Annotated in this window: 13 protein-coding genes and 1 pseudogene; 7 read left to right on the plus strand and 7 right to left on the minus strand. The window is 63.3% G+C overall.

Annotated features, from left to right (window positions below; translation table 11 throughout):
- Nucleotides 1–124 precede the first annotated feature (124 nt).
- On the plus strand, nt 125–1,282 hold the full coding sequence (locus ACZ5KU_RS03705) for an L-dopachrome tautomerase-related protein (protein ID WP_054058676.1): 1,158 nt from the start codon (nt 125–127) through the stop codon (nt 1,280–1,282).
- Between the two features lie 15 nt (nt 1,283–1,297).
- Here the strand turns inward: ACZ5KU_RS03705 and ACZ5KU_RS03710 are convergent, their stop codons facing one another.
- Entirely contained in the window at nt 1,298–2,380 is a 1,083-nt protein-coding gene (locus tag ACZ5KU_RS03710) for an endonuclease/exonuclease/phosphatase family protein (RefSeq protein ID WP_464736842.1), read from the minus strand.
- Between the two features lie 87 nt (nt 2,381–2,467).
- Entirely contained in the window at nt 2,468–3,130 is a 663-nt protein-coding gene (locus ACZ5KU_RS03715; protein WP_464736843.1) for a YciC family protein, read from the minus strand.
- A 180-nt stretch (nt 3,131–3,310) separates the two neighbouring features.
- On the opposite strand from ACZ5KU_RS03715, the gene ACZ5KU_RS03720 reads away from it, so the two are divergent.
- The 3 genes from ACZ5KU_RS03720 to ACZ5KU_RS03730 all read left to right on the plus strand — a co-directional run bounded on the left by ACZ5KU_RS03720 (nt 3,311) and on the right by ACZ5KU_RS03730 (nt 5,381).
- Entirely contained in the window at nt 3,311–4,063 is a 753-nt protein-coding gene (locus ACZ5KU_RS03720; protein WP_464736844.1) for a DUF2076 domain-containing protein, read from the plus strand.
- 198 nt (nt 4,064–4,261) lie between these two features.
- On the plus strand, nt 4,262–4,741 hold the full coding sequence (locus ACZ5KU_RS03725; protein WP_054058680.1) for a LabA-like NYN domain-containing protein: 480 nt from the start codon (nt 4,262–4,264) through the stop codon (nt 4,739–4,741).
- Between the two features lie 28 nt (nt 4,742–4,769).
- Entirely contained in the window at nt 4,770–5,381 is a 612-nt protein-coding gene (locus ACZ5KU_RS03730; RefSeq protein WP_464736845.1) for a 3'-5' exonuclease, read from the plus strand.
- A gap of 167 nt (nt 5,382–5,548) precedes the next feature.
- Here the strand turns inward: ACZ5KU_RS03730 and ACZ5KU_RS03735 are convergent, their stop codons facing one another.
- Together ACZ5KU_RS03735 and ACZ5KU_RS03740 are read right to left on the minus strand one after the other, a co-directional pair.
- On the minus strand, nt 5,549–5,755 hold the full coding sequence (locus ACZ5KU_RS03735; RefSeq protein ID WP_464736846.1) for a hypothetical protein: 207 nt from the start codon (nt 5,753–5,755) through the stop codon (nt 5,549–5,551).
- Nucleotides 5,752–5,988 (minus strand): type II toxin-antitoxin system Phd/YefM family antitoxin, encoded by a 237-nt coding sequence (locus tag ACZ5KU_RS03740; RefSeq protein ID WP_054058683.1) that lies wholly within the window; start codon nt 5,986–5,988, stop codon nt 5,752–5,754. Before ACZ5KU_RS03740 ends, ACZ5KU_RS03735 begins: the two co-directional genes overlap by 4 nt.
- 653 nt (nt 5,989–6,641) lie before the next feature.
- On the opposite strand from ACZ5KU_RS03740, the gene ACZ5KU_RS03745 reads away from it, so the two are divergent.
- Entirely contained in the window at nt 6,642–7,106 is a 465-nt protein-coding gene (locus tag ACZ5KU_RS03745) for a BRO-N domain-containing protein (protein WP_054058684.1), read from the plus strand.
- Between the two features lie 232 nt (nt 7,107–7,338).
- Here ACZ5KU_RS03745 and ACZ5KU_RS03750 read toward each other — a convergent pair whose 3' ends face one another.
- Nucleotides 7,339–7,806, minus strand: coding sequence for an Lrp/AsnC family transcriptional regulator (locus tag ACZ5KU_RS03750; protein WP_054058690.1), 468 nt, complete (start codon nt 7,804–7,806; stop codon nt 7,339–7,341).
- 158 nt (nt 7,807–7,964) lie between these two features.
- Between ACZ5KU_RS03750 and yedA the strand changes: the two are divergent.
- Nucleotides 7,965–8,854 (plus strand): annotated as a pseudogene (gene yedA, locus ACZ5KU_RS03755) (drug/metabolite exporter YedA).
- Nucleotides 8,855–8,925: 71 nt separating this feature from the next.
- On the plus strand, nt 8,926–10,263 hold the full coding sequence (locus tag ACZ5KU_RS03760) for a DEAD/DEAH box helicase (protein WP_054063750.1): 1,338 nt from the start codon (nt 8,926–8,928) through the stop codon (nt 10,261–10,263).
- A 65-nt stretch (nt 10,264–10,328) separates the two neighbouring features.
- Here the strand turns inward: ACZ5KU_RS03760 and ACZ5KU_RS03765 are convergent, their stop codons facing one another.
- Nucleotides 10,329–11,567, minus strand: coding sequence for a TIGR03862 family flavoprotein (locus ACZ5KU_RS03765; protein WP_464736847.1), 1,239 nt, complete (start codon nt 11,565–11,567; stop codon nt 10,329–10,331).
- A 242-nt stretch (nt 11,568–11,809) separates the two neighbouring features.
- The gene (locus ACZ5KU_RS03770; protein ID WP_464736848.1) at nt 11,810–12,730 is read right to left on the minus strand and encodes a histone deacetylase family protein; all 921 of its coding nucleotides are present in this window, start codon (nt 12,728–12,730) and stop codon (nt 11,810–11,812) included.
- Between the last annotated feature and the right edge of the window lie 74 nt (nt 12,731–12,804).

Here is a 12,804-nt window from a genome sequence, read left to right on the forward strand (position 1 = left end):
GATCGGGCGGTTTTTCCGATTGAGCGGCACGGATAGCCTGACACCACTCCCATTCTGTCGGTGCCAACCTCTGATGAGGTGGCGGGCTCCCGGCAGTGTCAGTTCGAAGTCCAGGAAATCGAAAATGAAAACCCTCTTCAAGGTTGCAAGCCTCGCGCTGGCCATTTCCGCCAGCGCTTTCTCTTTCGCCGAGCAGGCCGCCACGCCGACCGGCAAGGCCGCTCTCGAACAGGTCTACGCGTTCGACGGCGCCATGCCGACGGGGGTGACGGTGAGCGAAACCGGAAGGATCTTCGTCAACTTCCCGCGCTGGGGTGACAACGTCGAATTCACCGTGGCGGAAATCGTCGACGGCAAGCTGGTCGCCTACCCGAACCGGTCGATCAATACCGCCGATCCCAAGGACCCCGCCGCCGGCTTCATCAGCGTGCAGAGCGTGGTCGCCGATGGCCGTGGCCGGCTCTGGGTGCTCGACACCGCCGCTCCCGGGTTTTCCCGACCCAGGGCCGGGGGCGCCAAGCTGGTGGCGATCGACCTGGCCTCGAACAAGGTGGTGAAGACGCTGGTGTTCCCCGCCAGCGTCATCCTGCCGAGTACCTACGTCAACGATGTGCGCTTCGACTTCCGCGTCGGCCAGGCCGGTGTCGCCTATGTGACCGACTCTTCCGTCAGCGGTCCCGGCGGGATCATCGTGGTCGACCTTGCCACTGGCAACGCCAGCCGGCGCCTGAGCGGTGCGAAGTCGACTTCGGTCGACCCGTCCTTCGTCCCGGTGATCGAGGGCAAGCCGGCACTGATCACCCGTGACGCCCAGGGGGGGAACAGCTTCCTCAAGGTCGCCTCCGACGGCATTGCCCTGTCGAGCGATGGCCAGACCCTGTACTTCTGCCCGCTGTCGAGCCGGCACCTCTATTCGATTTCGACCGCGTTGCTGCGCGACGCCAGCGTGAGCGAGGCCGAATTGGAGAAGGCGGTCGTCGACCTGGGGGAAAAGGGCGCCTCGGACGGCCTCGAGGCGGACGCCAACGGTTCGGTGTATGCCGGCGACTACGAACACGACGCCATCCGCCAGCGCCTGCCCGACGGGCGCTGGCAGACCATCGTCCAGGACCCGCGGGCGCAGTGGCCGGACACCCTGTCGATCGGGCCGGACGGCTATCTTTACTTCACCGCCAACCAGCTGCATCGCTCGCCCGGTTTCCATGATGGGCAGGACAAGCGGGAAAAACCCTACCGGCTGATGCGGGTGCGGATCGACGCCAAACCGGCGGCGACCCACTGAGGGCACTGAAGGCCGCTAGTGCCCGGCCGGCAATAGAAACCGCGCCACCAGCGGCAGGTGATCGGAGATCTTCAGCGTATCGTCCTGGCGCACCTGTGCCTGCACCCGGCGCATCTTCGCGCTGTAGAAGAAGTAGTCCAGCGTGCGGTCCGGGCCGCTGATGGCGGGGTTGTTCGGATAGAAGGTCAGCCACTGCTCGCGGTCGATCCCGCTGGCTTCATTGTTGCTCGGGATCATCGGGTACTTGTCCCACAGCACGTGCAGTTCGCTGTCCGCCGAATAGCCGCCGCGCAACTGCGTCGGCAGGCGCAGATACTGGCCCAGGGGCAGCAGGTTGAAATCGCCGCCGATCAGCCAGGGCGTGCCCTGGCTTTCGAGCTTGTCCAGCAGATGGGTGGTCGCCTGCACCTGGCGCAACTGGGTATCGTTCTGGGCAAAGGGCGCCAGCTGGGTGTTGATCACCGCCAGTTGATCGCCATTGCTCATCGGCAGGTAGTTGAGCAGCAGTGCCGGGCGGGGCTGGAACTGGCGGGCGATGAGGTTGGCCGGGCCGAGGGGCAGTTGCAGGCGCTCGGCATGTTCGACCTGGTAGCGGCTGAGAATCGCCAGCTTGCGGCCGACGCTGCCGAGGATATGCCAGTTGGGCACGAAATCGGCTTTCCAGTCGAAGGCCTGCGTGCTGCACGGGTAGAGGTCGGCGACCCGTTCCTGGAGCAGTTTGAGCTGATCCTGATAGGCGCTGGCCTTGGCGTTGTCGTCCACTTCCTGCAACAGCACGAGGTCCGGCTGCTCGTCACGAATCACCCGCGAGACTTCATCGAGGCTGAAGGCCATGTCGGCCTGCGTCGGGCGTTCATCCTTGCCGTTGCCGTCGGCCGTTTCGTACCAGAACACGTAGCGCTTGCCGGCCAGGTACTGGACGTTCCAGGTCATCACCTTGAGCGCCTGGCCGGCGACCAGCACCGGCGCCTGGGCGGTGCAACTGACGGGCAGGGTTTCCTTGTCGGCGGGGCGCCAGGTCAGGCTGTAGAGGGCGAGGCCGAGCAGGGCGGCGATCAGGACGAGGCTCAGAACGGTGTAACGTAATAAACGGGTCATGGGCGCGGCTTATGACGTTGCAGTTGATGTGGGAGCATACCCGACAGCCTTGTCAGCGGTTAACCCCGCTCCCTAAGGGCTGTCCGGTCAGTCCCGGCCAGGCTTTTCGCTGATCAGCATATACAAACGGAAGAGCACGACGCTGGTGAACAGTTGTAAAAAACTGTGGGCGCTGTCGATGACCAGCGTCAGCAGCGGGTTCTGCGGCTCCGGGTAGAGGTTGGCGGTGATCCCCTTGAGTATCCACAGCGGCGCCATGACGCAGAGGATGCAGGTGAAGATCAGCCAGAAATGCCCACGGCTGAGATTGAAGCTCTCCTTCATCGCCCGCAGGGGCTCGCTCCTGTTCAGCACCAGCCGGTATTCGGCGAACGCCAGGACCACGGTCAGCCAGATGCCGGGCAGGAAATACAACGACAGACCCAGCACGGTCGCCACGGTGGTGGTCGCCGCCAGCAGGGCCATGCGTGGCCACAGGCTCAGGGCCGCGGCCAGCAGCACGCGATTGGCGGGTGCTTCTGCGCGGGTACGGGCATCGAGGAACAGGATCAGTGCCGCGGTGTACAGCGGGTAGACCACCAGCCCGGCCAGCAGGTCGTAGGTGGGTGGGGCGTCGGGACCGATGGCGCTGTCCAGCAGGTGCTGGAGCGCCGTTTCGAGCACTATCAGGGGCAGGCAGAGCCCGGCGATCCGGCCCAGGTTGCGGCGGAAGAAATACAGGGAGTCGCGCAGTACGGTGAACGGAGTCATGGGGTCGCTATCAAGGTCAAAGCAAGGGGACACTTTAACCGATGCGGCTGGCCGACACTCAAATGTAAACGTTGCGTAAGGATCATTGAAACTTCCTGCAACAACCCCATAACTGATGTACGTCCTTGCCAGTGTTGGCCCGGACGACCGATTTCTACCCGGCAATCTGATGAGGTCGCCATGAATAGCGAAGAGCAAACCCTGATCGATGGACTGTTTTCACGGTTGCAACAAGCCGAAAAGGATTCAGCCCCGCGTGACGCCCAGGCCGAGGCGCGGATCAAGGAGCATCTGACGCGCCAGCCGGCTGCGCCGTACTACATGACTCAATCGATCCTGGTGCAGGAGCACGCGATCAAGAGTCTCGACGAGCAGAACAAGCAACTCCAGGCCCAGGTCCAGCAGCTTCAGGCCGAATTGCAGCAGGCCCGTGCCCAGGGCGCGGCACCGGCGCAGAGCAGCGGCGGGTTCCTGTCGAGCCTCTTCGGCGGTGGCAATCGCGAAGCGGCCCCGGCTCCGGCCCCTGCCAGCTCGGGTGGCGGTTGGCGTGAGCCGGCGCGGCCAGCTTTCAACGCCCAGCCGCAGCAGAGCTACAACTCTCCACCCAGCTACGCACCACAGCAGGCGGCTCCGGCCGCGCCAATCGGCAGCGGCTTCCTCGGTGGCGCGCTGAAAACCGCCGCGGGCGTGGCCGGTGGCGTGATGCTGGCCGAAGGCATCAGCAGCCTGTTCCACCACAACCAGCAACAGCCGCAGATCATCGAGGAAATCATCGAGCCCGCGCCGATGAGCAACAACGATGGCTGGGGCAATGGTGGCGGTTGGGGCGACGAGCAGCGCATGGCCAACAACGACGCCTGGGGCAATAACGACCAGGGCGGTTTCCTCGACAGCGACGACAGCGCCTTCTCTGACGACGACTCCTACGTCTGATCCCTCGCAATCCGGGGCGCCAGGGTGCCCCGGACTACCCTTATCCCCCTACGGAAGGCCGTCTTCCCGGCCATTCGCGGACGAAGCGCAGGTGGCGATTGTTCGCGGAATCTTGCCCCATGCTGGCATACTGAGCGTCTGCTCGCTTTCGAGTGTCCGTCAGCCCGCCAGTGCGCGTCTGCGCCATGAGGATTCGCGGTGAAGAAAATCGCTGTGTTCGCCGATGTGCAGAACCTCTATTACACCGTCCGCCAGGCCTATGGTTGCCATTTCAACTATGCCGCCCTGTGGGCCGATATCAGCCGGCGTGGGGAAATCGTCGAGGCCTATGCCTATGCGATCGACCGCGGCGACAGCAAGCAGCAGCAATTCCAGCAGATCCTGCGCAACCTGGGCTTCACGGTGAAACTCAAGCCGTACATCCAGCGCAGCGACGGTTCGGCCAAGGGCGACTGGGACGTGGGCATCACCCTCGACATCATGGATGCGGCACCGAATGTCGATGAAGTGGTGCTGGCTTCCGGCGATGGCGACTTCGACCTGCTGCTCGAACGCATCATCGCCAGGCACGGGGTCGACGCGGTGGCCTATGGTGTGCCAGGGCTGACCGCCAATTCGCTGATTCGCGCAGCGAGCCGCTACGTGCCGATCGAAGGCGCGTTGCTGCTGAAAAACTGAACAACCGATTATTGAAAGGGCAGGGCTTTTGGAACGTATTGCGGTCATCGACTTTGAAACCACCGGGATCTCGCCGAGCAGCAGTTGCCGGGCGACGGAAATCGCCGTGGTCATCCTGGAAGAAGGGCGCATCGTCGACCGTTACCAGAGCCTGATGAATGCCGGTGTGCGAGTGCCTGCGTTCATCGAACAACTGACCGGCATCAGCAACGTCATGCTGCGCACGGCGCCATCGGCCGAGCAGGTGATGAACGAGGTCAACCAGTTCGTCGGCGTCACGCCGCTGCTGGCGCACAATGCGGCGTTCGACCAGAAGTTCTGGGACTACGAGCTGTCGCGGATCAAACGCACCCGCCTGCAGAACTTTGCCTGCTCACTGCTGCTGGCGCGCCGCCTGATGCCGGCGGCGCCGAACCACAAGCTCGGCACCCTGACCACCTATGCACAGTTGCCCAATACCGGGAAGGCGCACCGGGCCATGGCCGATGCCGAGATGGCGGCGAACCTGCTGGCGCATATGGTTGGGGAATTGCGTGACAAGCACGGGCTGCGGGAGTTGTCCCATGACCTGTTGTGCAAGCTGCAGAAAGTGCCGGCGGCGAAGGTGGGGGAGCAGTTGAAGCGGTATCGGGGTGTTTGAGTCAAACCAGGATGAGTGTTGCCCTGAGTCGTGTTAATCGAGATCTTTAATCAGGCAGTAATGCACCAGCCAATCCCTCACGTTTTGTGCCTGATTCAATACCAGGTGCACAACGGCTGTGTCGCTGGCGGCGTCATGGCTGTAGATAACCCGATAAGGATTGTAATTCAGTTCTCGATACTGAATGGCCCCAGTTCCGCAGCTTGCAGGCAGAGCTGTCCGGATTCCGGGTGGTCGTTGAGTCGGTTTTCTACTTTATCTTCCAGTTCACCAAAGTACTTTGAGGCGGCTTGATGGCCAACCTTGTTGGCCAGATGGAGTTCCTGCATGTCGATCGAGCGGATGGCGGCGTGGGTGAAAACCGTACGGGTCATTTTCTGGCTCTACGAGCGCGCATTTCGTCAGCCGTCAGGAACTTGCCTTCGGCATATTCGCGAGAGCTGATAGCCAGTAGCTTGACAAGGGCCAAGGCTTCATCCCGGTGAACTCGATCCTCATAGGATTCGACGACATAAGCCGGCTTGCCGTTTTGCGTAACGATCATCGGTTCTTGAAGGTCCAGATCGGACGCATGTGCTTTCAGGTAGCTGATTGTCTCGACGCGCATGAGCGACTGTCTCCATCGAGGTGCGAGCGGTGTGTTGGAGTATCAGGCTGGGCCGGATGATCCTTGACTAGTATGAACCTAATTCAGTCCGAATTTGAACCGCTCGTAAGATTCTGGGCAAACTCCTCGCCATCAGCCATCAGCCATCAGCCATCAGCCATCAGCCATTTGCAGAGATAGGGATAGTATGGGGAGATGGATAAGCCTGCACGGTACCTACGGCTATTTTCCCGACTTTGGGAAATGTCGTACTTCTGGTGGCGACATGTGCTGTCTTTTCCGTGTGGTGTATCGCCGCTAGCCTTTCCGCGTCATCGCCAAATCGGTGACAGGGCGTAGGAACCCTTGCAATTGACTCTTTCGATACTGAGCATCCACCATACTCGCTGGCTTCTTTAGCCAGTGTGCCCTTTATGGTGGCCGTGCGCGGGCACGTTGATTCGTGGCCGAGTGTCCGAGAGAGCTCGGTTCCTACCCCGCGTACGGCTGCCACCCAAGTCCGTAGGAAGGCTTTACATGGCAGCTCCTTGAATCTCTCGGAGTGTTCCAAAATGGGAAAAGTCATTCTCGAACGTCTCGCTGAAACCATACAAGGCCTTCTTGATAACGGCACTGCTTCTGGTGCGTCAGGGCAGCTTGGACCTGCAGCCAACATGGCCTTCGAACCGCAGATATTTAACCGCCACCACCTGAAACTCCGCGCCTTGCTCCTGCATGACGAAGCCTGGTTCTGCGCCCGTGATGTCGGGCGGTTGATGGGGATCGAGTGGCACGAGCGCAAGGCGGTCAAGCTCGACCCGGATCAGCGTCGTACCCTGAACCTGCAGGGCAACAGCGGCCCCGAGGAACATCTGATGATCAGCGAGTCCGGTGTCTATGCGATGCTGGTCTATCACTACCTGCCGGAGAACCGCCACTTGCGCCAGTGGCTGACTCACCAGGTGCTGCCGATGTTGCGCGACCAGCCGCAACCGGCTCAGACCCAGGCGCCGAGCCTGGGCTTGCTGGAGTGGCAAGGAGGGGCACTGAGCCTGCTGCACTGGCGCAAGGAGCCCTGGATCCGCCTGCGGGACATGCCGCAGGTGGTGCCGGTGGCTGGGAGTGGTTGTCTCTGGTGAGGGGCTGACCTGAATGACTCTATGGCGAGCGGGCTTGCCCGCGCTCGGCTGCGAAGCAGCCGTAAAACCGGACACCTCAGTGGCCTGGGCGTTCTCGGTTGTCTGGTTTCGGGGCCGCTTTGCGCCCCAGCGCGGCGGTGCGGCGTCCCGACAAGCCCGCTCGCCACAAAAGCTTGATCGCCACATCCCCCTGGTCCGATCACCACAAGCTGGAGCCAGCTTCCATGTCTTGTCAGCCCTTGGCCTTGCCATTGCCGTTGGTTTCCAAGTGCCCCAGTGGCACCCGCGGCTCGATGGCGCTGGACAGCACGACCGAGGTCTTGCTGAGGCCGAACTGGGCCACCCGGTTGATCAGGTCCTCCAGCTCGCCCATCGAGCCCACCGCTGCCTGCATGATCACGCAAGGGTCGCCCGTGACCCGATGGCATTCGGTGATCTGCGGGATCTGCGCCAGATCGTCGTAGATCTGCTGCTTGCCATGCTGGTTCATCCGTAACTCGATCACGCAACGGATCGGCAGGCCGAGCTTGTCCAGGTCGACCTTGGCCTGGTAGCCGGTGATCACGCCGCTGCTCTCCAGCTTCGACACCCGCTCGGCCACCGCCGGGGCCGACAGGTTGACCTTGCGCGCCAGTTCGGCGAACGAGGCGCGGCCGTTTTCCAGCAAAGCACCGAGGATCAAACGGTCGTATTTATCCATCTGCAGGGTCTCCGCAAGGCCGACTTTCGAAATCACGGTTTATACCCGTGATATCCATGATTTAGAAAGTGTACCGGCGTGATTACGCGGTTTTGTAACTTATTATTTACCGAAGGCCTTTCTAGAATAGCTTTCCCTTGTCCTGCCCAGAGCCTCCCATGCCTGCCCCTCGCCGCTTTCCGCTACCGTTGATCGGTGCCTTTTTCGCGCTGTATTTCATCTGGGGGTCGACCTATCTGGCGATCCGCATTGGCGTCGAGTCCTGGCCGCCGCTGATGATGGCCGGGATCCGTTTCGTGATCGCCGGTGCCCTGATGTATGCCTACCAGCGCTGGCGCGGGGTGCCGGCGCCGACCTGGCAGCAGTGGAAGGCCGCCGCGGTGATCGGCGTGTTGCTGCTGACCTTCGGCAACGGTGCGGTGACCCTGGCCGAGCATATCGGCGTAGCCTCGGGGATTGCCGCGCTGACGGTCGCCACCGTACCGCTGTTCACCCTGCTGTGCGGCTACTTCTGGGGGGCCGCGCCACCCGTCTCGAATGGGCCGGCATCGTGCTCGGGCTGATCGGTATCGCTCTGCTCAACATGGGCTCCAACCTGCAGGGCAGCCCATTGGGTGCGGGCCTTATCCTGCTGGCGGCCGCCACCTGGTCCTTCGGTTCGGTGTGGAGCAAGCACCTGCCACTGCCGCCCGGCGGCATGGCCAGCGCGGCGGAGATGCTGGTGGCCGGCGTGGTGCTGCTGCTGGCCAGCTTTGCCCGCGGCGAGCGCCTGGCCCACATGCCCTCCGTCGAAGGCTGGGTGGTCATGGCCTACCTGGTGTTCTTCGGTTCGATCATCGCCTTCAACGCCTACATGTACCTGCTGAAGAATGTCCGTCCGGCGGCGGCCACCAGCTATGCCTACGTCAACCCGGCGGTGGCGGTGCTGCTGGGCATCCTGTTCGCCGACGAGCACATCGGCTGGCACGAATGCCTGGCCATGGCGGTGATCATCAGTGCCGTGGTGCTGATCGGTTTGCCGCAGTGGCGCAAGCCGAAAGGGGCCTGACAGGTTAAACTGCCGCGCATGGCTTCTTGCGCTGACTCTTTTCCTACGGTGCTCTTTTTTATGGTACTTGCATGACATTCGCCACTCTCGGCCTGATCGAACCCCTGACCCGGGCCCTGGACACTCTTGGCTACAAGGAGCCGACGCCGGTCCAGGCCCAGGCCATTCCCGCCGTACTGGCCGGCCGCGACCTGATGGCCGCGGCCCAGACAGGTACCGGCAAGACCGCCGGTTTCGCCCTGCCACTGCTGCAACTGCTGGCCATGGAGGGCCCCAAGGTCGCCGCCAACTCGCTGCGCGCGCTGATCCTGGTGCCGACCCGCGAACTGGCCGAGCAGGTCCACGAAAGCGTTCGCCAGTACGCCGAGCACCTGCCGCTGAGTACCTACGCGGTGTACGGTGGGGTCAGCATCAACCCGCAGATGATGAAGCTGCGCCGCGGCGTCGACCTGCTGGTGGCGACTCCGGGCCGCCTGCTCGATCTGTTTCGCCAGAACGCCATCAAGTTCAACCAGTTGCAGACCCTGGTACTGGACGAGGCCGACCGCATGCTCGACCTGGGTTTCCAGGAAGAGCTGGGCAACATCTACCGGGCCTTGCCGAAGAAGCGCCAGACCCTGCTGTTCTCGGCGACCTTCTCCGACGCCATCCGCCTGCTCGCCGGGCAGACGCTGAACAATCCGCTGAGCATCGAGGTCAGCCCGCGCAACGTGGCGGCCAGCACTGTCAAGCAGTGGGTGGTGACGGTCGACAAGAAGCGCAAGTCGGAACTGTTCGTGCACCTGCTGCGCAAGAACAAGTGGAAACAGGTGCTGGTGTTCGCCAAGACCCGCAACGGCGTCGACCAACTGGTGGAAAAGCTCCAGGGACTGGGCGTGAGTGCCGACGGCATCCATGGCGACCGGCCGCAGGCGACCCGGCAACGGGCGCTGGACAGCTTCAAGCAGGGCGAAGTGCAGATTCTGGTGGCGACCGACGTCGCGGCCCGTGGCCTGGATATCGAGGACCTGCCGCTGGTGGTCAACCTGGACCTGCCGATCGTCGCCGAGGACTACGTGCACCGGATCGGTCGCACCGGTCGTGCCGGTTCCACCGGCGAGGCGATTTCCCTGGTGTGTGCCGATGAAGTGAACCTGTTGTCGGCGATCGAGACATTGACCCGCCAGACCCTCAAGCGGCAGGACGAGGCCGGTTTCGAGCCGGATCACCGGGTGCCGCAGACCGACGGGGCCGGCAACGTGGTGAAGAAACCGAAAAAGCCGAAGAAACCCAAGGAATCGGGCGGTGGCAAGCGCAACCTGGGGCGCTGGGTGGACAGTGGCGAGAAACCGGAGGACGTGGCGCCGCCGGTCAAACCGGTGCGCAAGGTGCCGGCGTTCAATACCGGGCCGCGCAAGCGCAAGCCCTGAGCCTGATCTTCCGATCGTTCCCACGCGGCGCGTGGGAGCGATCATGAACATCGAGTCGTCAGACTTCAGGACTGGCGCCGCAGCCACTCCAGCATGCCTTTCCCCGCCACCCGCCCGCTGGCGAAGCAGGCGGTCAGCAGGTAGCCGCCGGTCGGCGCTTCCCAGTCGAGCATTTCGCCGGCGCAGAATACCCCCGGCAACGCCTTGAGCATCAGGCGCTCATCCATCGCTTCGAAGCTCACGCCACCGGCACTGCTGATGGCCTCGTCCAGCGGGCGGGGCGCTACCAACTTCAATGGCAGGGCCTTTATCGCGTTTGCCAGCTGCTCGGGGTCGCCGAAGCAGGCAGCATCCGTCAGCTCACGCAACAACGCCGCCTTGACCCCGTCGATGCCGACCTGGCTGTGCAGGTGCTTGGCCATCGAGCGCGAGCCACGTGGCTTGGCCAGGGCGTTGCGCAGTTGTTCCCGGGTCTTGCCGGGCAGCAGGTCGATCTCGATCACGGCCGAGCCGTGCTGATTGATCTGTTCGCGAATCCCGGCGGACAAGGCGTAGATCAGGCTGCCTTCGATCCCGCTGACGGTAATCACGCACTCGCCGAGGCGCAGGGCGTCGTGCTGCAGCCCGATAGCGACGTTCTTCAGCGGCGCGCCGGCAAACTTGTCCTTCAGCAGTGGGCTCCAGGCCTCGACCTCGAAGCCGCAGTTGCTCGGTTGCAACGGCGCAACCCCGACCGCATGCTGTGCCAACAGCGGCAGCCAGGCACCGTCGGAGCCCAGCCGGGCCCAGCTGCCGCCACCGAGGGCCAGCAAGGTCGCGTCGGTGTTGACGAGCTTTTCGCCGTCCGGGCTGTGGATAACCAGCTTGCCGTCCTGCCAGCCGGTCCAGCGATGGCGGGTGTGGATAACCACCCCGGCCTCGCGCAGACGCTTGAGCCAGGCGCGCAACAGCGGTGCGGCCTTCATGTCGCTGGGGAAAACCCGGCCGGAGGTGCCGACGAAGGTGGTTATCCCCAGGCCGTGAATCCACTCGCGCAGTTCATCCGCGCCGAACGCCCGCAGCATCGGCGCGATCTGCGGTGCACGTTCGGCGTAGCGCGAGAGAAAGGCCGGGTAGGGCTCGGAATGAGTGATGTTCATGCCGCCGACGCCGGCCAGCAGGAACTTGCGTCCGACCGAGGGCATGCCGTCGTACAGGTCGACCTGGATACCCGCCTGGCTCAGGACCTCGGCGGCCATCAGGCCGGCGGGGCCACCGCCGATGATGGCGACGCGGGAAGGAGTATCGGGGGCTGGACGGGTCATGGCGGCCTGCGAATCGGCTGGATGGGGGCGCGTATTCTACGTTTTTCCACAGCCTTATGTGGGGTGGGCGGTGCGGGGCAGGACCCTCCTGTCTTGCACACATCGATCGAACCGGCACGGCATCGGCATGTGTACGAAAAACATACAGCCACCTGTGAGCCTTGCTCTGCAAGGCCTGTGCAGCCTTTCACGCAGGTTATCCACAGGCGGTTCCACAGGCATTGTGGGTAAGCCTGCACAACTCAATGACAGCCTGATGACGTCCAGACCCGCTGTGCACTGTGATGCAAGATGCCGTGGCGGCGGGCCAGGGCCTGGCGGTCCTTGCTGTAGCCGCCGCCGATCACCCCGACCACCGGGATGTCACGGCCCAGGCAGTGGCGCAGGACCTTTTCGTCGCGGGCCGCGACGCCTTCGTCGGTCAGTTGCAGGTAGCCGAGGGCATCGTCCTTGTGCACGTCGACACCGGCGTCATACAGCACCAGGTCCGGCTGATACAGCGGCAGCAGATAGTTCAGCGCATCGTCCACCACCCGCAGGTAGTCGGCATCGCCCATGCCCATGGGCAGGGGGATGTCCCAGTCACTGCGGGCCTTGCGCGCCGGGAAGTTTTTCTCGCAATGCAGGGAAACCGTAATGGCTTCGGGAGTGTCTTCAAGGATGCGGGCGGTGCCGTCGCCCTGGTGCACGTCGCAGTCGAAGATCAGCACCCGGTCCACGCGCCCGCTCTCGAGGAAATAGCGGCTGATCACCGCAAGGTCGTTGAAGATGCAGAAACCTGCCGGGTGCTCGTAGTGGGCATGATGGGTGCCGCCGGCCAGGTGGCAGGCCAGGCCATGTTCCAGGGCCTGTTCGGCGGCCAGCAGCGAGCCGCCGACCGCCCGCACGGTGCGCCGGGCCAGGGCTTCGTTCCAGGGTAGGCCGAGGCGGCGCTGGTCCTCACGGGACAGTTCGCCGGCCATGTAGCGTTCGATGTAGTCCCGGTCATGGGCCAGGGCGAGGATATCCACAGGGCAGATCTGCGGGCGCAGCAACGCCGGGTCGCTGGTCAGGCCGCTGTCCACCAGGTGATCGCGCAGCAGGCGGAACTTGTCCATGGGGAAACGATGCTCCGGCGGAAACTCGGGGCTGTAGTCGTCGTGATAGATCAGTGGCAACGGCATGGCGATTTCATGTAGGAATGAGTGAAGGATCTTATCAGCGCGATACACTTGCGGGCAGGCAACAGCGTGGCAAG

This window comes from Pseudomonas sp. Tof1 (assembly GCF_055390395.1).

Coding starts and splice junctions, on each gene's coding strand:
- ACZ5KU_RS03715 (WP_464736843.1), bottom strand. CDS start 3,130: ATGACTCCGTTCACCGTACTGCGCGACTCCCTGTATTTCTTCCGCCGC.
- ACZ5KU_RS03745 (WP_054058684.1), top strand. CDS start 6,642: ATGGCCTTCGAACCGCAGATATTTAACCGCCACCACCTGAAACTCCGC.
- ACZ5KU_RS03720 (WP_464736844.1), top strand. CDS start 3,311: ATGAATAGCGAAGAGCAAACCCTGATCGATGGACTGTTTTCACGGTTG.
- ACZ5KU_RS03740 (WP_054058683.1), bottom strand. CDS start 5,988: ATGCGCGTCGAGACAATCAGCTACCTGAAAGCACATGCGTCCGATCTG.
- ACZ5KU_RS03770 (WP_464736848.1), bottom strand. CDS start 12,730: ATGCCGTTGCCACTGATCTATCACGACGACTACAGCCCCGAGTTTCCG.
- ACZ5KU_RS03765 (WP_464736847.1), bottom strand. CDS start 11,567: ATGACCCGTCCAGCCCCCGATACTCCTTCCCGCGTCGCCATCATCGGC.
- ACZ5KU_RS03760 (WP_054063750.1), top strand. CDS start 8,926: ATGACATTCGCCACTCTCGGCCTGATCGAACCCCTGACCCGGGCCCTG.
- ACZ5KU_RS03705 (WP_054058676.1), top strand. CDS start 125: ATGAAAACCCTCTTCAAGGTTGCAAGCCTCGCGCTGGCCATTTCCGCC.
- ACZ5KU_RS03735 (WP_464736846.1), bottom strand. CDS start 5,755: ATGACCCGTACGGTTTTCACCCACGCCGCCATCCGCTCGATCGACATG.
- ACZ5KU_RS03750 (WP_054058690.1), bottom strand. CDS start 7,806: ATGGATAAATACGACCGTTTGATCCTCGGTGCTTTGCTGGAAAACGGC.
- ACZ5KU_RS03710 (WP_464736842.1), bottom strand. CDS start 2,380: ATGACCCGTTTATTACGTTACACCGTTCTGAGCCTCGTCCTGATCGCC.